Origin of the sequence: Streptomyces sp. NPDC018610 (assembly GCF_044391765.1) — a bacterium.
Taxonomy (GTDB): Bacteria; Actinomycetota; Actinomycetes; order Streptomycetales; family Streptomycetaceae; genus Streptomyces.
The window spans coordinates 878,013-898,711 of the sequence record NZ_JBISAL010000001.1; the positions used below are offsets into that span (position 1 = coordinate 878,013).

Annotated in this window: 17 protein-coding genes; 10 read left to right on the forward strand and 7 right to left on the reverse strand. The window is 73.6% G+C overall.

The window, feature by feature from the left end:
• Nucleotides 1-242: 242 nt before the first annotated feature.
• Entirely contained in the window at nucleotides 243-1,259 is a 1,017-nt protein-coding gene (locus ACH5A8_RS03905; protein WP_398997599.1) for an aspartate-semialdehyde dehydrogenase, read from the forward strand.
• A 151-nt stretch (nucleotides 1,260-1,410) separates the two neighbouring features.
• Entirely contained in the window at nucleotides 1,411-3,990 is a 2,580-nt protein-coding gene (gene pepN / locus ACH5A8_RS03910) for an aminopeptidase N (protein ID WP_398997601.1), read from the forward strand.
• A gap of 232 nt (nucleotides 3,991-4,222) precedes the next feature.
• Here pepN and ACH5A8_RS03915 read toward each other — a convergent pair whose 3' ends face one another.
• The 3 genes from ACH5A8_RS03915 to ACH5A8_RS03925 form a co-directional block, all read right to left on the reverse strand.
• Nucleotides 4,223-5,143: a LysR substrate-binding domain-containing protein gene (locus tag ACH5A8_RS03915; protein ID WP_398997603.1), complete on the reverse strand. Its 921-nt coding sequence runs from the start codon at nucleotides 5,141-5,143 to the stop codon at nucleotides 4,223-4,225.
• Between the two features lie 9 nt (nucleotides 5,144-5,152).
• Entirely contained in the window at nucleotides 5,153-6,172 is a 1,020-nt protein-coding gene (locus tag ACH5A8_RS03920) for a DMT family transporter (protein WP_398997605.1), read from the reverse strand.
• A 125-nt stretch (nucleotides 6,173-6,297) separates the two neighbouring features.
• Nucleotides 6,298-7,785 (reverse strand): FAD-dependent monooxygenase, encoded by a 1,488-nt coding sequence (locus ACH5A8_RS03925; protein WP_398997607.1) that lies wholly within the window; start codon nucleotides 7,783-7,785, stop codon nucleotides 6,298-6,300.
• Between the two features lie 246 nt (nucleotides 7,786-8,031).
• Between ACH5A8_RS03925 and ACH5A8_RS03930 the strand changes: the two genes are divergently transcribed.
• On the forward strand, nucleotides 8,032-8,703 hold the full coding sequence (locus ACH5A8_RS03930) for a TetR family transcriptional regulator (RefSeq protein WP_398997609.1): 672 nt from the start codon (nucleotides 8,032-8,034) through the stop codon (nucleotides 8,701-8,703).
• 459 nt (nucleotides 8,704-9,162) lie between these two features.
• Here ACH5A8_RS03930 and ACH5A8_RS03935 read toward each other — a convergent pair whose 3' ends face one another.
• The 3 genes from ACH5A8_RS03935 to ACH5A8_RS03945 form a co-directional block, all read right to left on the reverse strand.
• Entirely contained in the window at nucleotides 9,163-9,438 is a 276-nt protein-coding gene (locus ACH5A8_RS03935) for a hypothetical protein (RefSeq protein WP_398997611.1), read from the reverse strand.
• Between the two features lie 71 nt (nucleotides 9,439-9,509).
• Nucleotides 9,510-11,645, reverse strand: coding sequence for a 4-alpha-glucanotransferase (gene malQ / locus ACH5A8_RS03940; RefSeq protein WP_398997614.1), 2,136 nt, complete (start codon nucleotides 11,643-11,645; stop codon nucleotides 9,510-9,512).
• Nucleotides 11,646-11,918: a hypothetical protein gene (locus ACH5A8_RS03945; RefSeq protein ID WP_398997616.1), complete on the reverse strand. Its 273-nt coding sequence runs from the start codon at nucleotides 11,916-11,918 to the stop codon at nucleotides 11,646-11,648. It abuts the gene before it with no gap.
• 267 nt (nucleotides 11,919-12,185) lie between these two features.
• On the opposite strand from ACH5A8_RS03945, the gene ACH5A8_RS03950 reads away from it, so the two are divergent.
• Genes ACH5A8_RS03950 through ACH5A8_RS03960 form a run of 3 tightly spaced genes read left to right on the forward strand, consistent with a single transcriptional unit; the run spans nucleotide 12,186 to nucleotide 14,790 of the window.
• The gene (locus ACH5A8_RS03950) at nucleotides 12,186-12,728 is read left to right on the forward strand and encodes a PadR family transcriptional regulator (RefSeq protein ID WP_398997618.1); all 543 of its coding nucleotides are present in this window, start codon (nucleotides 12,186-12,188) and stop codon (nucleotides 12,726-12,728) included.
• Nucleotides 12,725-13,414, forward strand: a complete 690-nt coding sequence (locus ACH5A8_RS03955) for an ABC transporter ATP-binding protein (RefSeq protein ID WP_398997620.1) — start codon at nucleotides 12,725-12,727, stop codon at nucleotides 13,412-13,414. Before ACH5A8_RS03950 ends, ACH5A8_RS03955 begins: the two co-directional genes overlap by 4 nt.
• Nucleotides 13,411-14,790, forward strand: a complete 1,380-nt coding sequence (locus ACH5A8_RS03960; protein ID WP_398997622.1) for an ABC transporter permease — start codon at nucleotides 13,411-13,413, stop codon at nucleotides 14,788-14,790. Before ACH5A8_RS03955 ends, ACH5A8_RS03960 begins: the two co-directional genes overlap by 4 nt.
• 151 nt (nucleotides 14,791-14,941) lie before the next feature.
• Here the strand turns inward: ACH5A8_RS03960 and ACH5A8_RS03965 are convergent, their stop codons facing one another.
• Nucleotides 14,942-15,478 carry an HNH endonuclease gene (locus tag ACH5A8_RS03965; RefSeq protein ID WP_398997624.1) on the reverse strand — a complete coding sequence of 179 codons (537 nt, stop codon included), beginning with the start codon at nucleotides 15,476-15,478 and terminating at the stop codon, nucleotides 14,942-14,944.
• Nucleotides 15,479-15,849: 371 nt separating this feature from the next.
• Here ACH5A8_RS03965 and ACH5A8_RS03970 point away from each other — a divergent pair, with 371 nt between their 5' ends.
• The 4 genes from ACH5A8_RS03970 (at nucleotide 15,850) to ACH5A8_RS03985 (ending at nucleotide 20,698) form a co-directional block, all read left to right on the forward strand.
• Nucleotides 15,850-16,953 carry a mechanosensitive ion channel family protein gene (locus ACH5A8_RS03970; RefSeq protein ID WP_398997626.1) on the forward strand — a complete coding sequence of 368 codons (1,104 nt, stop codon included), beginning with the start codon at nucleotides 15,850-15,852 and terminating at the stop codon, nucleotides 16,951-16,953.
• A gap of 184 nt (nucleotides 16,954-17,137) precedes the next feature.
• Nucleotides 17,138-18,349: an ROK family protein gene (locus tag ACH5A8_RS03975; protein ID WP_398997628.1), complete on the forward strand. Its 1,212-nt coding sequence runs from the start codon at nucleotides 17,138-17,140 to the stop codon at nucleotides 18,347-18,349.
• A 54-nt stretch (nucleotides 18,350-18,403) separates the two neighbouring features.
• A complete protein-coding gene (locus ACH5A8_RS03980; RefSeq protein WP_398997630.1) occupies nucleotides 18,404-19,750 on the forward strand; it encodes an ABC transporter substrate-binding protein in 1,347 nt (448 codons plus the stop codon).
• Between the two features lie 6 nt (nucleotides 19,751-19,756).
• The gene (locus tag ACH5A8_RS03985; protein WP_398997632.1) at nucleotides 19,757-20,698 is read left to right on the forward strand and encodes a carbohydrate ABC transporter permease; all 942 of its coding nucleotides are present in this window, start codon (nucleotides 19,757-19,759) and stop codon (nucleotides 20,696-20,698) included.
• The last annotated feature ends 1 nt before the right edge of the window (nucleotide 20,699 follow it).

Here is a 20,699-nt window from a genome sequence, read left to right on the forward strand (position 1 = left end):
AGGCGGGGGCGAGCGGGCAGGCACGCGGCAGCACAGCTTGCGGCACGGGGGCCTCACCGAGTGGATTTTTGCAGCTCGACCGGGGTGCGCACCGCAGTTCCGCAGGTCGTGGTCCGGCCGGGCGCGTCCCATTCCCCGGGCACCGGGCGCAAAGAATTGGACACGTGGGTCGGGGTCGGCCGCATCATGGAAAGGCCTCGGCCGAGCGCACAGCACCTACAGCACACGTAGAGGGAGTCACCGTGAGGGTCGGAATCGTCGGAGCCACCGGTCAGGTCGGCACGGTCATGCGCAGGATCCTCACGGAGCGCGACTTCCCCGTCACCCAGCTGCGCCTGTTCGCCTCGGCCCGCTCGGCCGGCACGGTGCTGGACGGCGTGACCGTGGAGGACGCCTCTACGGCCGACTACACCGGCCTGGACATCGTGCTGTTCTCGGCGGGCGGCGCGACCTCGAAGGCGCTGGCCGAGAAGGTCGCCTCGCAGGGCGCCGTGGTGATCGACAACTCCTCGGCCTGGCGCCGCGACCCGGACGTGCCGCTGGTGGTGTCCGAGGTGAACCCGCACGCGATCGCCGACCGCCCCAAGGGCATCATCGCCAACCCGAACTGCACCACGATGGCCGCGATGCCGGTGCTGAAGCCGCTGCACGCGGAGGCCGGCCTCGAAGCCCTCGTCGTGGCCACCTACCAGGCCGTGTCCGGTTCCGGTCTCGCGGGCGTCGCCGAGCTGCACGGCCAGACGCAGAAGGTCGTCGCCGACGCCGACAAGCTGACCCACGACGGCGCGGCGGTGGACTTCCCCGAGCCGGCCGTCTACAAGCGCCCCATCGCCTTCAACGTGCTGCCCCTCGCCGGCAACCTCGTCGACGACGGTCTGAACGAGACCGACGAGGAGCAGAAGCTGCGCAACGAGTCCCGCAAGATCCTGGAGATCCCGGAGCTGAAGGTCTCCGGCACCTGTGTGCGGGTGCCGGTCTTCTCCGGCCACTCCCTCCAGGTCAACGCCCGTTTCGCCCGCCCGGTCAGCGTGGAACGCGCCACCGAGCTGCTGGCCGGCGCGCCCGGCGTCGCCCTCTCCGACATCCCGACCCCGCTCCAGGCCGCCGGCCAGGACCCGTCCTACGTGGGCCGCATCCGCCGCGACGAGACGGTCGACAACGGCCTGGCCCTGTTCATCTCCAACGACAACCTGCGCAAGGGCGCGGCCCTGAACGCGGTGCAGATCGCGGAGCTGGTGGCGGCCGAGCTGAGCGCGTAACGCGCGGGGGCGCGCCGCCCTGCCGAGGCGCACACACCCCGTACGGACGCGTGCGGGTGACGGGCGGTCGCCGCGAGTCGGCGACCGCCCGTTCCCATCGGGCGCGACGTGGAAGGATGACCGCACCCACACATCACGAGGAGATGACCGCGTGCCTGGCACAAACCTGACTCGCGAAGAGGCGCAGCAGCGGGCGAAGCTGCTCACCGTTGACTCGTACGAGATCGATCTCGACCTCTCCGGCGCGCAGGAGGGCGGCACCTACCGGTCCGTGACCACGGTGCGCTTCGACGTGGCCGAGGACGACGCCGCGTCCTTCATCGACCTGATCGCCCCGGCCGTCCACGAGGTCACCCTCAACGGCGACGCGCTCGACCCCGCCGAGGTGTTCCAGGACTCCCGGATCGCCCTGCCCGGCCTGCTGCAGGGCCGCAACATCCTGCGGGTCGTCGCCGACTGCGCGTACACCAACACCGGTGAGGGCCTGCACCGCTTCGTCGACCCGGTCGACGACCAGGCCTATCTGTACACGCAGTTCGAGGTGCCGGACGCCCGCCGGGTGTTCGCCTCCTTCGAGCAGCCGGACCTGAAGGCCACCTTCCAGTTCACCGTGAAGGCGCCCGCCGGCTGGACCGTCGTGTCGAACTCGCCGACGCCGGAACCCCAGGACGACGTCTGGGTGTTCGAGCCCACGCCGCGCATCTCGTCGTACATCACGGCGCTGATCGTCGGCCCGTACCACTCGGTGCACAGCGTGTACGAGAAGGACGGCCAGTCCGTGCCGCTCGGCATCTACTGCCGGCCCTCGCTCGCCGAGTTCCTCGACGCGGACGCGATCTTCGACGTCACCCGGCAGGGCTTCGACTGGTTCCAGGAGAAGTTCGACTACGCCTACCCGTTCGCCAAGTACGACCAGCTGTTCGTGCCGGAGTTCAACGCGGGCGCGATGGAGAACGCGGGCGCGGTCACCATCCGCGACCAGTACGTCTTCCGGTCCAAGGTGACCGACGCGGCGTACGAGGTGCGGGCCGAGACGATCCTGCACGAGCTGGCCCACATGTGGTTCGGCGACCTGGTCACCATGGAGTGGTGGAACGACCTGTGGCTGAACGAGTCGTTCGCCACCTACACCTCCATCGCCTGCCAGGCGCACGCCCCCGGCTCGCGCTGGCCGCACTCGTGGACCACGTTCGCCAACTCCATGAAGACGTGGGCCTACCGGCAGGACCAGCTGCCCTCCACCCACCCGATCATGGCGGAGATCAACGACCTGGACGACGTCCTCGTCAACTTCGACGGCATCACCTACGCCAAGGGCGCCAGCGTCCTCAAGCAGCTGGTGGCGTACGTCGGCATGGACGAGTTCTTCCGGGGCGTGCAGGCGTACTTCAAGCGGCACGCGTTCGGCAACACGCGCCTGTCCGACCTGCTGGGCGCGCTGGAGGAGACCTCCGGGCGCGATCTGAAGACCTGGTCGAAGAAGTGGCTGGAGACGGCCGGCATCAACATCCTGCGCCCGCGGATCGAGACGGACGCCGACGGCGTCATCACCTCCTTCGCCGTCCACCAGGAGGCCCCGGCGCTGCCGGCGGGCGCGAAGGGCGAGCCGGTGCTGCGCCCGCACCGCATCGCCATCGGCCTGTACGACCTCGACGAGGCGAGCGGCAAGCTGGTGCGCGCAGCCGACGGCCGGATCGAGCTGGACGTGGACGGCGAACTGACCGCCGTGCCGCAGCTGGCCGGCCGACGCCGCCCGGCGGTCGTCCTGCTCAACGACGACGACCTGTCGTACGCCAAGGTCCGCCTGGACGAGGAGTCGCTGGCCTTCGTCACCGAACACCTGGGCGACTTCGAGTCCTCGCTGCCGCGCGCCCTGTGCTGGGCCTCGGCCTGGGACATGACCCGCGACGGCGAGCTGGCCACCCGCGACTACCTGTCGCTGGTGCTCTCCGGCATCGGCAAGGAGTCCGACATCGGTGTGGTGCAGTCGCTGCACCGCCAGGTGAAGCTGGCCGTCGACCTGTACGCCGACCCGGCCGCCCACGACACGCTGCTGACCCGCTGGACCGACGCCACGCTCGCGCACCTGCGCGCCGCCGAGCCGGGCAGCGACCACCAGCTGGCCTGGGCGCGCGCCTTCGCGGCGACCGCCCGCACGCCGGAGCAGCTGGACCTGCTCAACGCCCTGCTGGAGGGTTCCGAGACGATCGAGGGCCTGGCCGTCGACACGGAGCTGCGCTGGGCGTTCGTGCAGCGGCTGGCGGCGGTGGGCCGCTTCGACGAGGCGGAGATCGCCGGCGAGTACGAGCGGGACAGGACCGCGGCCGGTGAGCGGCACGCGGCCACCGCCCGCGCCGCCCGCCCGACCGAGGAGGCCAAGGCGGAGGCCTGGGCGTCGGTCGTGGACTCGGACAAGCTGCCGAACGCCGTGCAGGAGGCGGTCATCTCGGGCTTCGTCCAGACCGACCAGCGCGAGCTGCTGGCGCCGTACGCCGACCGGTACTTCGAGGTGCTCAAGGGCGTGTGGGACTCCCGCTCGCACGAGATGGCCCAGCAGATCGCGATCGGTCTGTACCCGGCGATCCAGGTCTCGCAGGACACCCTGCGCAGGACCGACGAGTGGCTGGCCTCCGCCGAGCCCAACGCGGCCCTGCGCCGGCTGGTCTCGGAGTCCCGCGCGGGCGTCGAGCGCTCGCTGAAGGCCCAGGCGGCGGACGCCGCGGCCAAGTAGCGGACGGCAGTACGAGGTGGGGCGCCCGGTCTCCGGCCGGGCGCCCCACCTCGTCGGCGCGCCCGGCTTCCGCGGGGCGCGGCTCACGGGCGGCAGGGCCGGCCGTATGCCCCTGGTGGGGTCGGGGCCGTGTGTCCTGGTGGGGTCGGGGCCGTGCGTCCACGTACGGTCGGCGGTCGGGGCCGTACGGCTGTCCTCGGGCTGTCGGGGCCGTACGTCCGTCCTGGTGCGGTCAGGGCCGTACGTCCTCGTGGGCGAGGGCGGTCGCCGCGGCCCGCAGGGAGGTCAGGACCCTGCCCAGGGCCGGTGCTTCCTCCGCGCCCTTGCGTACGGCCGCCACGACGTGGCGGCGGGGCCGGTCCTCGGTCAGGGCGCGCCTGACCACACCCGACCCGCGCACGGCGGCCATCCGCGGGACGAGCGCGACGCCCATCCCCGCTTCCACCATCGCCAGGATCGCCGTCCAGCCGGCCGCCGAGTGCCCCTGGTGCGGGCTGAATCCCGCCGCCTCGCAGGCCGCGCGCGTGATGTCCGTCCAGGGCCCGCTGCCGCCGAAGATCCACTCCTCCTCCGCGAGGTCGGCGAGCCGCACCCGGGCCGCCGACGCCAGCGCGTGCCCCGGCGGCAGGGCGAGGTCGAGCGGATCGGCGAGCAGCGGCACCCGCGTGAAGCCGGGGTCGCCCACGCCGGGCGCGTGCGCGGCCAGCGACAGCGCGAGGTCCACCTCCCCGGCGGCCAGCAGTTCGTACGCCTCCCGCGCCTCGGTCTCCCGGACCCGTACGGTCACGCCCGGATGCCGCTCGCGCAGTGCCCGGACCGCCGGGACGACCAGTGCGGGCACCGCCGTGGAGAAGGCCCCGACCCGCACCTCGCCGGCCTCCCCGCGCAGGTGGGCGGCGAGGTGCGCGTCCGCGCGCTCCAGTTCCTCGAACACCGTCTCGGCGTGCCGGAGCACCAGCCGGGCCGCGTCGGTGAGCCGGACCCGGCGGCCCTGCGGCTCCAGCAGGACGACGCCCAGCTGCCGGGCCAGGTTGGTGAGCTGCTGGGAGACCGCGGAGGGCGTCATGTGCAGGGCCTCGGCGGTCGCGGTGACGGTGCCCCGCTCGCTCAGGACGCGCAGGATCCCCAGCTTCCTCAGATCCCACTCGGCCATGCGGGCACGCTACCGGACGTCGCTCCGGGAGCCCGCGCCGAGGACGACGCCGCCCAGGATCAGCGCCATGGCCAGCGCTCCCGGCCATCCGGTGGTCTCGCCGAGCAGCGCCCAGGAGAGCAGGGCCACCAGCACGGGCTGGAGGTAGTAGACGATGCCGGCGCGGGCCGCGCCGATCAGGGCGATGGCCTTGTTCCAGGCGAAGAAGGCGACCGCGGAGGAGGCCACGCCCACGTACAGCAGCGGCAGGACGGTGCCGGGCGAAGGCCGGAAGCCGCCCTGGAGGGCGAGGCTCGCGGCCTGGACGGGCAGCAGGAGGACGGTGCCGACGAGGAACGTCGTGAACAGGAAGGCGGTGCCGTCCAGTTCGGCGGGGCGGCGGCGGAGCAGGGCGCTGTAGCCGGCGAAGCAGCACGCGGCGGCGATCATCCACAGTCCGCCCACCGGGAAGCCCGCCCCGCCCCCGGCGCCGCCCGCCGTGCCGAGGGTGAGCAGCAGCACGCCCGCGCAGGCCGTCAGCAGTCCGGCGGTGCGGCGCGCGCCGAGCCGTGTCCCGCCCAGCCGTTCGAACAGCGCCATCAGGACCGGCGAGGCGGCCATGATCATGCCCATGGTGGCGGCCGGGGTGCTCGTCCCGGCCTGGTTGACGAGGGTGTTGTAGACGGCCACCCCGAGCAGTGAGGCGAGCAGGACGTAGCGGCCGTGCCGGCGGATCAGGCGTCGCTGCCGCCAGGCCCGCCGGGCGCCGAACGGGGCGACGGCGACGAGCGCGATCACCCAGCGCCAGAAGGCGTGCTGGACCGGCGGGACACTGTCGTGCAGCGCCCGGGAGGTGACGAAGCTGCCCGACCAGACGACGGTGGCGAGCGCGGCGAGGGCGAGACCGAGCACGGAGGCGGCGGCCTTGCGGGGGCGGGCGGGGCCGGATGCCGCGGGCGGCCGAGGGTCCGGGGTCGTGGGCGGTCGGACGGCCGGGGATGTGGGCGGTCGGGGGTCGGGTGTGGTGGTCCTGTTCAGGACGGCGGCCACGTAGGTCCTTTCGCCGTGACGGTGCGGGCGGTCCCCTTCACCGTCGCAGCGGCGACCCGTCAGGTCCATCGCGTCTTTTCGACGCGTTCTTTCAGGAGAACTGAACGGTCCTGCCCGGGCGGTCCTCAGCCCACGTGGGCGGCGAGCGCCTGCTCGATCTCGGCCGAGTCCGCCGTGTCCGCCGCCCAGGCGACATAGCCGTCGGGACGGACCAGCAGGGCCGTGCGGCGGTCGCTCGCCCAGCGCTCGGCGGTCAGCCGGCCGGCGCGCCGCGGCCCCACCTCGTACGCGTACGGGGCGACGAGGACGAACCGGCCGCCGCGCAACGCCTCGTAGAGCCGTCCGCCGCCGGCGAGTGCCAGATCGGGCGCCCGGCTGCCGGTGAGGCGGTGGGAGCCCCGGGGCGCGGCGTACCTGTATCCGATGCCGGTGACCTGCCCGGCGATCCGGCGGCGGACCGGGCCGACGTGGTCGAGGACGGTGACGAGTCCGGCGCGCAGGGCCAGCGTCCAGGGGCGCCTGGCCATGGCGAGGCGGATGATGCCGCCGCTGCTGCGCAGCACGGACCTGCCGACCGGGTGACGTTCGGCCTGGTAGGTGTCGAGCAGGGCGTCGGGGGCGTGGCCGGTCATCACCTGGGCGAGCTTCCAGCCGAGGTTGGCCGCGTCCTGGAGCCCGGTGTTCATGCCCTGCCCGCCCGCCGGGCTGTGGACGTGGGCGGCGTCGCCGGCGAGGAGGACCCGGCCGACGCGGTAGGCGGGCGCCTGGCGTTCGTCGCTGTGGAAGCGGGACAGCCAGCGTGCGTCGTGCATGCCGAAGTCGCGGCCGAGGGCGAGCCGGGTGATCTCCCTGACCTCGTCGAGGGTGACGGGCTCGTGGTCGGGCGCCGCGCTGCCGCGGCGCCAGCCGATGACGCGGTGGTAGCCGTCCCCGAAGGGCGCGAGGAAGGCGAAGGCGTCGCCGACGGCGTTGACGGTGAGCAGGGTCTCGGGCGGCTCGGCGAGCCGTACGTCCGCGAGGACGACCGAACGGATCACCGACCGCCCCGGGAACGGCAGCCCGATCGCCCGGCGCACGGCACTGCGCATCCCGTCCGCGCCCACGACGTACGCCGCCCTGAGCGAGGCGGGCCGCCCCTCGGGCCCGCGCACCTCGACCGTCACACCGGCCTCGTCCTGGGCCAGCCCGGTCACCTCGGTCTCGTGGCGGAATTCCACGCCCGCCTTCACCGCACGCCGCTCCAGCGCCTCCTCCACCTCGTACTGCGCGAGGACGAGGACGTGGGGGAAGCGGGAGGGCAGGGCGCCGAGGTCGATGCCGAGCCGTCCGAAGAGGTTCAGCCGCTGGAGGGGCCGGCCGACCGCCTCCAGGTCGTCGGCGAGGGCGCGGGCGTCGAGCTGTTCGAGTGTGCGGGCGTGCAGGACGAAGGCGCGGGAGAGGTTGCTGATCCGGTGCGGTCGCTTCTCGATGAGTGTGACGGGGACACCGGCGGCGGCGAGGTCACCGGCCAGGAGCAGACCGGTGGGACCGGCGCCGACGACGATCACGGGGTCGGGAGAAGCGGGGGAAGCGGGAGTGGCGCTGGAACCGGTAGATGCGGTGGTGCCGGGCATGTGGGGCCTCCTGGGATCCGACTGCCGACTGTGCCGTCAACGGGCGTTGGCCATCCGCCGTTGACCAACCGGGGCCGGCCGGCGTCTGTGGGTCTACATCCGTAGGCCAACATCTGCAGGTCGACACCCGCGGGTCAACATCTGTAGGTCAACGCTTGTTGGCCAACATAGCGCGACCGGCGAGGAGCGTCAACGCTCGTTGACCCACACTTGTTGACCCACGCGTGTTGGCCTACGGTGGCAGGCATGTCCGAAAGCGCCCTCGAAGCCTCCGCCACCGGCACACCCGTCACTGCCACCGGCACCGGCACCGGCACCGGCACCGGCACCGGCACCGGCACCACGCCTACACCTACCCCCGCGCCCTCCCGTCGTTCCGACGCCACCCGCGCCGCGATCCTCGGCGCCGCCCGCGCGCGCTTCGCGGCGGACGGATACGAGCGGGCCACCATCCGGGCGATCGCCAAGGACGCGAGCATCGACCCCTCGATGGTCATGCGGTACTACGGCAACAAGGAGAGCCTGTTCGCGGCGGCCGTCGCCCTCGATCTGCGGCTGCCGGACCTGGCCGCGCTGCCCCGTGACGAAGTGGGCCGGGCGCTGGTCTCCCACTTCCTGGCACTGTGGGAGGAGAACGGGGAGCTGACCGCGATCCTGCGGGTCGGCGTCACGAACACGGCGGGCGCGGAGCGGATGCAGCGGGTGTTCCGGGATCAGTTGCTGCCGGTCGCCCGTGAGGTGTGCCCGGACCCCGAGCAGGTTCCGGCGCGGGCCGCGCTGTGCGCCTCGCAGTTGCTGGGCCTCGCCCTCACCCGTTACGTGCTGCGGCTCCCGGCGGCCGTCGCGCTGGCGCGCGAGGAGGTCCTGGCGTGGCTGGCGCCCACCGTGCAGCGTTATCTGACCGCGCCGCACCCCTGACAGGCCCGGACGGCCGGCACGCGCGACCGCACAGAACGCGCGCCGCACGGAACAGACACGCGGCGCACGGATCGCGCGCTGTCCGGAACGCGCGCTGTCCGGAACGCACCGAGGGCGCCGGTCCCGTCCCCGCGTACGGCGTGCGTACGCGGGGCGGGACCGGCGCCCTCGGTGTGAGCGTGCGGTGGGCCGCCGTGGATCGCGGCGATCGCGCGGACCCACGGAGAAGAACTTTGTCAGGCGTTGATCAGGCCTCGGCCCCGCCGGACCTGGATCTGGACCTGGACTTGAGCCTCACCGGACCTACGCCCGGTGAGGCTCGCGCCGGTCGGGCTCACGCCCGGCCGGACCTCGGCCTCGTCGGACTCAGACGGGCGGGCGGCCCGGAGAGCCGGGCGGGGCCCGACGGGCTGAACGGGCCGCGCCGGTCGACCGAACGGGCCGGTCGGACCGAACCGCTCAGGCCTTGACCTCCGCCTTGGGCCGGACGTTGATGTTCCGGCTGGTCTCCTGCTTCTTGGACCTGTCCAGCACCATGACCAGACCGGCGATGACCAGGAACAGGACGATCGGGATACCGACGAAGTAGCCCAGCGTCTCGCCGACGCTCAGGCCCGGACCGGGGTCGTCACCGTCGTCGCGGGTCACCGCGAGCGCGGGGGACGACATGAGCAGCATCATCAGCGTCGTACCGGCCGCCAGGGTGCCGGCGCGCAGGGCGTTCTTCTTGTCCACGATGCAAAACTAGCGAACGCCGGAACGGAGCGCGCGTCCGGGGTGCCCGTGGGACGCCGACGCCCCCGCTCTCACTCCCCTCCCTCCACCCCCTCCCGCAGCACGTCCGTCAGCGTGTGCAGCCGGGGGGAGGCGGCCAGGTCCTCCAGGGTCACCGGGCGGCCCTCGGCGTCGGCGACGGGCAGACGCCAGTTCGGATACTGATCCCAGGTGCCGGGAAGGTTCTGCGGGCGGCGGTCGCCGACGGTGTCCGGCAGCCAGAGGCCGACCATGCGGGCCGGGGTGCGCACCAGGAACCGGTGGACGGCCTGGATCTCCTCCTCCTCCCGGGTGACGTCGTGGCCCGCGTCCGCGTCCGGGGCGCCGACGTCACCGCCGTCCGCGCCCCGCAGCAGGCCCCGCTCCCGCAGCACCCGCAGCCACTCGCGGATATCCGAGGCGGCCTCGGCGTGCTCCTCCTCCAGCGGACGGGTGAGCAGGCCGAGGCGGTGGCGCAGGTCGACGTGCTCGCCGGTGAGCCGGGCGGCGGTGGGCGGCAGGTCGTGGGTGGTGGCGGTGGCCAGGCAGTCGGCGCGCCAGCGTCCGGGGGGCAGGGGGAGTCCGTCGCCCTGCCAGTCGCGTTCGAACCACAGGACCGAGGTGCCGAGCACCCCCCGCCGGTCCAGCGTCTCGCGCACGCCGGGTTCCACGGTGCCGAGGTCCTCGCCGATCACCACGGACCGGGCGCGTGACGCCTCCAGGACCAGGGTCGCGAGCATGGCCTCGGCGTCGTAGCGGACGTAGGTGCCCTCCGTGGGCGGGAGGCCCTGCGGCACCCACCAGAGCCGGAACAGGCCCATGACGTGGTCGATGCGCAGGGCGCCGGCGTAGCGGAACAGGGCGCGCAGCAGGTGGCGTAAGGGGGCGTACCCGGAGGCGGCGAGGCGGTCGGGGCGCCACGGGGGCAGGCCCCAGTCCTGGCCGCGCGCGTTGAAGGCGTCCGGCGGGGCGCCGACCGACATGCCGGCGGCGAAGTGGTCCTGCTGGGCCCAGGCGTCGGCGCCGCCGGGGTGCACGCCCACGGCGAGGTCGTGCACGATCCCGACCGGCATGCCGGCCTCGCGGGCGGCGCGCTGGGCGGCGGTGAGCTGTTCGTCGGTGAGCCAGGCGAGGCGGGTGTGGAAGTCGACGCGGTCCCTGAGCGCGGCGCGGGCGCGGGCGGTCTCGGTGGAGCGCGGGTCCCGCAGTCCCTCGGGCCACCGGCTCCAGTCCGGGCCGTGCATCTCGGCCAGGGCGTACCAGGTGGCGTGGTCGGTGAGGGCCTGGCCCTGGCGGGTGAGGAAGTCGGCGTAGGCGGCGTGGCGGCCGGGGCCGAGCGGGACGCGGCAGACCGCTTCCAGAGCCTCGCGCTTGAGTTCCCAGACGGCGTCGCGGTCGATGAGGGCGCCCTCGTCGAGGACGGCGGCGCGCAGCCGGGCGGCGCGTTCCAGCAGCGCCGCCACCCGTTCGCGGTCGGCGCGGTCCTCGATGTAGGGGAACTCGGGCACGTCCTCGACGCGCAGGTGCACGGGGTCGGGGAAGCGGCGTGAGGAGGGCCGGTAGGGGGAGGGGTCGGTGGGCGCTCCGGGCACGGCCGCGTGCAGCGGGTTGACCTGGACGAATCCGGCGCCCAGCACCCGGCCGGCCCAGGCGCTCAGTTCCTCGAGGTCGCCGAGGTCGCCCATGCCCCAGGAGCGGTGCGTGAGGAGCGAGTAGAGCTGGACGAGCAGTCCGTAGGAGCGGTGCGGCGGGGTGGGGAGCCGGGGCGGGGCGACGATCAGATGCGCCTGGCCGGTGCGGCCGTCGGGGGCGGTGGCGGTCAGCCGGTGGACGCCCGGCGGGAGGTCGTGGGCGCCGGTGCGGCTCTCGCCGCGCTCGGTCTCGACGTCGACGCGGGTGCCGGGCGGCAGCGCGGTGAGCGCCTCCGGCGGGCCGGCGTCGCTCCAGTGGACGAGTGTGGGCGGCAGCAGCCGGCCGGCCAGTTCCCGTTCGCGGGCGGTGCGTGCGGCGCGGACGGCGTCCGGGGTGCTCGCGTCGACGTCCAGGGCGGCCAGGGCCGCGACGACCGCGACGCCGGAGGCGGCCACCGTACGGCCCGGGGCGGGGCTGTAGGAGGTGGCGACGCCGTGCAGCTCGGCGAGCCGGTTCAGTTCGTCGCCGGGCGGTTCGGCCGGCCGTGGCTCCGCCATCTACAGCTCCGCGCCGTGCGGGTCCGGGTCGGCGGTGGTCTCGCTGGTGAGCGGGGCGGCCTCGGCGAGGGGCGGTTCGCTGGTGAGCGGTTCGGCGTCCGGCAGCGGCGGCTCGCTGGTCAGCGGGGCCTCGGCGCCGGCGCCCTCCGCGGTGTACACGTCCGGGTGGAAGTCGGCGGACGGCCCCGGGCGGTCGAAGGCCGGCTCCGCCGAGGGTTTGGGCAGGGCGGTGTCGGCGAGGGCCGAGAGCAGAAGGTGTGCGGGGGCGGCCACGGGGTCTCCTTGTCGGGTGCGGCGTCGGACACGGCATCGGGCACGACGCCCGGTACGGCGTCCGGTGGGTCACCGCAGCCCTACCCAGTGCGCGCGGCGGCAGACGCACCAAGGCGAACTACGTGCTCTTGGTCACACTCCCCGCCCGGCGGGCCGGGGCAAACCCGGCAGGAAGGCTACTTTCCCCCGGAGGCACGCCCACCCCCTTCCGACACTCCCGCCTCAGGCTATTCACTCAGTACATATACGCGGTACATACTGACCCTCATGAGCACCCGCCACATCCTGCTGGGCCTGCTCGCCGGAGGCCCGAGTCACGGCTACGACCTCAAGCGACGACACGACGACCACTTCCCGCAGGCCCGCCCGCTGGCCTACGGGCAGGTCTACACGACCCTGCAACGCCTGGTCCGGGACGGCCTGGCCGAGGTCGCCGGCACCGACGCCGACGGCGGCCCGGAGCGCACCTCGTACCGGCTCACCGCCGACGGCTCCCGTGAGGCGGCCGACTGGGCCGGGCAGGTCACGCCGCCCGCGCCGTTCGTGACGAACGAGATCTTCGCCAAGGTCGTCGTCGCGATCCTCACCGGCGGCGACCCCGCCGGCCACCTGCTCGCGCAACGGGCCGCCCACATGGCGCGCATGCGGGAGCTGACGGCGCTGAAGACCGCCCCGGACGCCGATCTGGCGACCGTGCTCGCGGCGGACTACGCCGTCAGCCACCTCGACGCCGACCTGCGCTGGATGACCACCACGCAGGCCCGGCTCACCACCCTGACCGCTCTGACCGCGGAGGTCGAACGAGCATGACCAACCATCCGGCGCCCCTGTTGGCGGCGCGGAACCTCGTCAAGGCGCACGGCAGGACGCCGGCGCTGCGCGGGGCGAGCCTGGAGCTGGGCGCGGGCGAGATCGTCGCCGTGACCGGTCCGAGCGGCAGCGGCAAGTCCACGCTGCTGCACTGCCTGGCGGGCATCGTCCGGCCGGACGAGGGCTCGGTGACGTACGGCGGGGAGCGCGTGGACCGGCTGCCGGAGCGGCGGCTGAGCGAGCTGCGGCGCACCGAGTTCGGTGTGGTGTTCCAGTTCGGCCAGCTGATCCCGGAGCTGACGGCGCTGGACAACGCGGCGCTGCCGCTGATGCTGGCCGGGGCCGCGCGGGGGGCGGCCCAGGAGTCGGCGGAGCGGTGGCTGGAGCGGTTCGGGGTGCGGGAGCAGGGCGGGCTGCGGCCCGGGGAGCTGAGCGGCGGTCAGGCGCAGCGGGTGGCGCTGGCGCGGGCGCTCGTGACCGGGCCGAGGGTCGTCTTCGCGGACGAGCCGACGGGGGCGCTGGACTCGCTGGCGGCCGAGCAGGTGATGACGGCCCTGGTGCGCACCGCCCGCGAGTCGGGCGCCGCGGTGCTGGTGGTCACGCACGACGCCCAGGTGGCGGCGTACGCCGACCGCGAGGTGCGGCTGCGCGACGGCGCCCCGGACCGGTTGGAGGTGGGGGCGTGAGGACCGATCTGCGGCTGGCCTGGCTGCTCGTGCGGGGCTCCGACCGCCAGGAGTGGTGGCGCATCGGCCTCACGGCGGTGGGGGCGCTGTGCGCGACCGGACTCGCCCTGGCGGCCGTCGCCCTGGCGGCGCTGCGCGGCGGGCAGTACGGCGTCCCGCTCGCCCACGGTCTGCTCGACCAGCCGGGCGAGCGGCGCGGGGTGGTCTTCACGCTGCTGCTGCTGGAGGTCCCGGTACTCGGCTTCCTCGGCCAGTGCGCCCGGATCGGGGCGGTCCACCGCGACCGGCGGCTGGCCTCGCTGCGGCTGGCCGGCGCGGAGGCGTCGCGGGTGCGGCGGATCGCCGCCCTGGAGACGGGTCCGGCCTGTCTGCTGGGCTCGGTGCTCGCGGTGGCGGTGGCGGTGCCGGTCCTGCTGTCGCTGTGGCACCGGCCCACGCCGTTCGCCTGGGCCGGGGTGGTCGTGGTCGCGGCGGGGGTGCCGGTGCTGGGCACGGCGGCGGGGGTGCCGGCGCTGCGCCGGGTGGTGACCACGCCGCTCGGCCGGGTGCGGCGGATCGGGCCGCGGCGGTCGGGGTGCGGGCCGGGGCTGTGGTTCCTGGCCGGCATGGCGCTCGCGGTGGCGGCGGCGACGGTCTCGATCAGCACCTCGGTGACCGTCGCGCGCACATGGCGCGGGTCGGGGACGCTGGGGACGCTGTCCATGCTCGGTGCGGTGGTGGCCGTGGGCGCGGGCTCCGTCTGGCTCGCGGGGGCGCTGTCCGGGCTGACCGGGCGCTCGCTGGCGGGGCGTACCGGGTCACCGGCGGTGCTCATCGCGGCGGAGCGGCTGCGCGCGGACCCGTGGGCGACGGCCCGCACCCATGCGGCGCTGATGCTGGTGACGGTGGTGGGGACGGGCTACACGGGGGTGCGGCACGTACTGCTGGCCGATCTGTACGAGATGCGCCGGCGGCACGAGCTCGGCACGGACCTGTCCTTCTACACGTCGGGGCTGGACCTGACCGCCGCCGCGATCGTGCTCGCCTTGGTGATCACCGCGGCCGCGCTGGCCACGGGCACGGCCGAGTCGCTGGCCACCCGCCGCCGGGGCCTGGCCGCGCAGGTCGCCGCCGGGGTGCCGCGCGCGGTCCTGGCCCGGGCCCTGCTGCTGGAGACCGCCCTCCCCCTGGCCCCCGCCCTGCTGGTGGCGGGCGCGGGCGGCCTGGCGATCGGCCTCGGCTACGCCCACGTCGCCGTCCACTACGGCCGCCCGGCCTTCCCCTACTGGTCCCTCCTGGTCCCGGTGGCCGTCCACGCCGCCTGCCTGCTGGCCGCGGCGGCCTCCCTGCCGCTGCTGCGGCGGTCGGTGCGGCCGGGGGAGCTGCGGTACGCGTAGGCACGCGCGGGGGTACGGCGGCGACGGGCGGATCCGGCCGGAGCGGTCGCCGTGGAGGGGCGGCGCCGTGCGGGCCGCCCCTCTCCCCCGGGCGGCGGGCCGCCCCTCCCCGCGCGGCGCGTACCGTGCCGCTGCGCGAAGGCCCGGACCGTCAGGCCGATATGCCGTCGATCCGGGCCAGTGCGTCGTCCGCGCCGTACGGCTGCAGATAGGGCAGCCAGCGCGGGTCCCGGTGGCCGGTGCCGATGATGCGCCAGGCCAGGCCCGTGGGCGGAGCGGGCTTGTGGCGCAGCCGCCAGCCCAGTTCGACCAGGTGGCGGTCGGCCTTGACGTGGTTGCAGCGGCGGCAGGAGGCCACCACGTTGTCCCAGACGTGCTGTCCGCCGCGGGAGCGCGGGATGACGTGGTCGACGCTGGTGGCGATGCCGCCGCAGTACGCGCAGCGGCCTCCGTCGCGCGCGAACAGCGCCCGCCGGGTCAGTGGAACGGGCCCCCGGTAGGGAACCCGCACGAAACGCTTGAGCCGGACCACGCTGGGGGCGGGCACGGTGACGGTCGCGCTGTGCAGATGGGCGCCGGACTCCTCGAGGCAGACTGCCTTGTTCTCGAGCACGAGGACGAGCGCGCGGCGGAGCGGTACGACGCCGAGGGGCTCGTACGACGCGTTGAGGACCAGGACATGCGGCACGGGGGCCTCCTTGTACGCCGGCGGCGCGTGGCTCGCGCCGGGACGATCTGCAGTCAGTCTCCCCTCAGGCCTGGTGAACGCGCCACCATGTCCCGGTAACGGGCTGGGAGTGTTTTCGACCACACCTGATTCATCCCCCGGAACGGGATCAGTTCACACCGCCTGCTCAGAGGCGGGTGCGCGCCCCCCGTGCACCAGGTCCCCCCGCGGGAGCGCGGACCCCCGCATCGTGCCCCGTTAGTGTGGTGGGTCTGCCCGTCCGGTGACTTTTCCGTGACCCCGGCGATATCGACCCCGCGCCGGCCGTCCTGTGACGACCACCGCGTACCGACCGTTGCACCGGACGGCGGACGCACCTGGAGGTACCTGCCGTGTCCCTGCCCGCCGACCTGCTCCTGGCCGCCGGACCCTCGCCGTCGCCGTCCCCCTCGGGGTCGCCGGCCGTGACGGTCCCCACGCTCCAGGACGCCCAGCAGAGCGCGAACCAGGCCGCGAGCTGGGTCGAGCAGAACTGGTCGACCTGGCTGGCGATCGGCCTGCGGGTCGTGCTGATCCTGGCGATAGCGGCCGTGCTGCGGGTGGTGGTCCGGCGGGCGATCACCCAGCTCATCGACCGGATGAACCGCACCGCGCAGGCCGGCAACAGCGGCTCGTCGCTGGGCGGTCTGCTGGTCAACGCCGAGCGTCGCCGGCAGCGCTCGGCGGCGATCGGGTCGGTGCTGCGCTCGGTGGCGAGCTTCCTGATCCTGGGCACGGCCGCGCTGATGGTGCTGGCCACGTTCCAGATCAACCTGGCGCCGCTGCTGGCGTCGGCCGGTGTGGCGGGCGTGGCGGTCGGTTTCGGCGCCCGCAACCTGGTGACGGACTTCCTCTCCGGCGTCTTCATGATCCTGGAGGACCAGTACGGCGTCGGCGACACGATCGACGCGGGCGTCGCCTCCGGCGAGGTGATCGAGGTCGGCCTGCGGGTGACCAAGCTGCGCGGCGACAACGGCGAGATCTGGTACGTCCGCAACGGCGAGGTCAAGCGGATCGGCAACCTCTCCCAGGGCTGGGCGACGGCCGGCGTCGACGTGACGGTCAGGGCGAGCGAGGACCTGGACAAGCTCCGGGCGACCCTGACGGAGGTCGCCGAGAAGATGAGCAAGGAAGAGCCCTGGAACGAGTTCCTGTGGAGCCCGATCGAGGTGCTGGGCCTGGACAGCGTGCTGCTCGACTCGATGGTGACCCGCCTGTCGGCCAGGACCATGCCGGGCAAGTCGACGGCGGTCGAGCGCGAGCTGCGCTGGCGCGTCAAGCGCGCCTTCGACGCGGCCGACATCCGCATCGTGGGCGGCGCGACGGCCCCGGCGGCCGAGGAGGAGGCGACCGACCCCATGGCGTCGGTCGCGGCTCCGTCCGTCTTCTCCAACGCCGCCTCCCCGCAGGCGGAGGCCGCCACGCCGATAGTCCCGCAGCGCCCGGCGCCCAAGTAGGGCCGGGCGCCCGCCGTCTCCCGCGCCCTCTCCGCGCTCCCGCGCCCCCTTGGCCCCTCCGCGCCCCCGGCGACGACCTCGTCGCCGGGGGCGCTTTCTCTTGACGCCCCCTTCACACCGGGCTTAGGTTCCTCCCACTCGGACAGGAAACTTTCCTAACAATGGTTGACGGGGCAGGTGCGCGATGGCAGGAACCGCCGGTACGCCGGGCACCCCTCGGGTCCTGCGGGCCATGAACGACCGCGCCGCCCTCGACCTGCTGCTGGAGCACGGACCCCTGTCGCGGACCCGCATCGGCAAGCTCACCGGGCTGTCCAAGCCGACCGCGTCGCAGCTCCTGGCCCGCCTGGAGGCCGCAGGACTGGTCCTGGCCACCGGCACCAGCGAGGGACGCCCGGGCCCCAACGCCCAGCTGTACGCGGTCAACCCGGCCGCCGCCCATGCCGCCGGGATCGACGTCACCCCCCAGCGCGTCCGCGCCGCCGTCGCCGACGTCACCGGCCGCACCGTCGGCGAGTACGAGCTGCCCACCCCGGGCCGCCGCCCCGCGCTGCCCGTCGTCCGCCAGGTCACCGACGCGCTGGACGGCGCGGTGAAGGCGGCCGGGCTGGCCCGGGGCGATGTGCGCCGCCTGGTCATCGGCACCCCCGGCGCCTTCGACCCGAACACCGGACGGCTGCGCTACGCCGCCCACCTGCCCGGCTGGCACTCCCCCGCGCTCCTGGACGACCTGGCCGCCGCGCTGCCGATGCCGGTGGAGTACGAGAACGACGTCAACCTCGCCGCCGTGGCCGAGCAGCGCCTCGGCGCCGCCCGCGGCCACCGGGACTTCGTGCTGCTGTGGAACCAGGAGGGCCTGGGCGCCGCCCTGGTCCTCGGCGCCCGGCTGCACCGCGGCTGGACCGGAGGCGCCGGCGAGGTCGGCTTCCTGCCGGTGCCCGGCGCCCCGCTGGCGCGCCAGGTCTCCCGGGCGGGCAGCGGCGGCTACCAGGAGCTGGCCGGCTCCCAGGCCATCCCGCGCCTCGCCCGCGAGCTGGGCATCGAGGACGTGCCGACGGGGCCGTACGCGCGGGCCGCCGCTACGCTCGTCGCCCGCGCCGCCGACCAGGCCACCGGCCCGTACCGCACCCTGCTGACGACGTACGCGACCCGGCTCGCCACCGGTCTCGCCTCCCTCGTCTCCGTCCTCGACCCGGAGCTGGTCGTCCTCAGCGGCGCCTCGCTCACCGCCGGCGGCGAGGTGCTGCGCGCCCTCGTCCAGGGCGAACTGGAGGAACTGGCCGCCTCCCGGCCCCGCCTGGTGGTCGGCGACGTCCGCGACCACCCCGTACTGCGCGGCGCGCTGGAGAGCGCGCTCGCCGCCACCCGCGACGAGGTCTTCGACACCTCGCGCTGACCCCCCAACGAGCCCCCCGCACGTCCACTGAGCCCGCCCCAGGGAGATCCAGCCATGCCCGTAGTGTCCCGGAAGTCACGGAGAGCGGCCCTCTCCGTCGCCGCCTGCGCCTCCATGGCGCTGCTCGCCACCGCCTGCACCGGCCAGTCGAACGCCGGCGCGACCGACGACGCCTCCAAGGAGACGACGATCAACTTCTGGCACGCCTGGAGCGCGCCGAACGAGGTCAAGGCCGTAAAGTCGCTGATCGCCGGTTTCGAGAAGGCGCACCCCAACATCCACGTCAACGCCGTCGGCAACATGACCGACGACAAGATGAACCAGGCGCTGCGCACCGGCGGCGACAAGGCCCCGGACGTGATCTCGTCCTTCACCACCAACAACGTGGGCAAGTTCTGCTCCTCGGGCGCGCTGGTCGACCTCGACCCGTTCTTCGAGAAGGCGGGGGTCGACCCGCAGCGGACGTTCCCGAAGGCGATGAACGAGTACACCCGGTTCGACGGCAAGCGCTGCGCCGCGCCGCTGCTGGGCGACGCGTACGGGCTCTACTACAACAAGACGGCGTTCGACGAGGCGGGCATCAAGCACCCGCCGAGGACCTGGTCCGAACTGGAGGCGGACGCCAAGAAGCTGACGATCCCCGACGGGGACGGCTTCAAGCGGCTCGGGTTCATGCCGGACTACCACGGCTGGGAGACCACCACCGAGCACTACCTCGCGCAGTTCTCCCCGGCGTACTTCGGCGCCGACGGCAAGTCGAAGGTCGCCACGGACCCCGCCTTCCAGAAGGCGTTCACCCTCCAGAAGAAGCTGGTCGACGACCTCGGCGGCTTCCAGAAGCTGGAGAGGTTCCGCGCCACGCTCGGCGACGAATGGGGCGCCAAGCACCCCTTCCACACCGGCCAGGTCGCCATGCAGCTCGACGGCGAGTGGCGCCTGGGCATGGCCGAGGACGCCGAGCCGGGCTTCGAGATCGGCGTCGCCCCGCTGCCCGTCCCCGACGACCAGGCCGACCAGTACGGCAAGGGCTACATCACCGGCACCATCACCGGCATCGCCGCCACCAGCCGCAAGCAGAACGCCGCCTGGGAGTTCGTCAAGTACATCACCACGGACACCGACGCGGTGGTCGGCTTCGCCAACGACATCCACAACGTGCCCTCCACCCTCGCCGCGCTGAAGTCGCCGAAGCTGAAGTACGACCCGCGCTTCAAGACGTTCCTGGACATCGCGGCGAACCCGCACTCGACCACCACGCCCGCCTCCGTCAACGGCGGCCAGTACCTCGTGACGATCCAGCAGTTCGGCTACGACTACGAGAGCGGCAAGGCCAAGGATCTCGAGGCCGGTCTGAAGAAGACGGCCGCGCAGATCGACACGGACATCGCGCAGGCGGAGTGACGCACGATGACCACCGTCACCCTGGCGTCCAAACGCCGCCGCTCGGCGCTGAAGGTTCTCGCCTTCATGTCGCCCTGGCTGATCGGCTTCGCGGTCTTCTTCGCGTACCCGCTGATCTCCACCGTCTACTTCTCGTTCATGCACTACGACGGCTTCAACCCGCCGACGTGGAGCGGCGCGAAGAACTGGCGGTACGTCTTCGAGCACTACCCGCTGTTCTGGCCGGCGCTGCGCAACACGCTGTGGCTGGTGCTGGTCACGGTCACCCTGCGGGTCGTCTTCGGGCTGGGCGTGGGCCTGCTGATCACCAAGATCAAGACGGGTACGGGCGTCTTCCGCACCCTGTTCTACCTGCCCTACCTCGCCCCGCCGGTCGCGGCGACCATGGCCTTCGCCTTCCTGCTCAACCCGGGCACCGGACCGGTCAACGCCCTGCTGGACAAGGTCGGCGTGCCCGCGCCGGGCTGGTTCAACGACCCCGCCTGGTCCAAGCCGGCCCTGACCCTGCTCTTCCTGTGGGGCGTCGGCGACCTGATGGTCATCTTCATGGCCGCGCTGCTCGACGTGCCCACCGAGCAGTACGAGGCCGCCGAACTGGACGGCGCCTCGCGCCGGCAGCGGTTCCGCTTCGTCACGCTGCCGAACATCTCGCCGATCGTGATGTTCGCGGTGGTCACCGGGGTGATCCAGGCCATGCAGTGCTACACGCAGCCGCTGGTCGCCGGGAAGGTCGCCTCCGGCGTGATCCAGGGCGCCGGCACCCAGTTCGAGCCCGGCTATCCCGACAAGTCCACCCTCACCCTCCCCCAGCTCGTGTACAACCTCGGCTTCCAGCGCTTCGACTACGGCTCGGCCTGTGTGGTCGCGCTGGTCCTGTTCGCCCTGTCGATGGTGTTCACCGCGTTCCTGATGCGGCGCCGGGGCGGTCTCATCCAGGCAGGTGACTGAC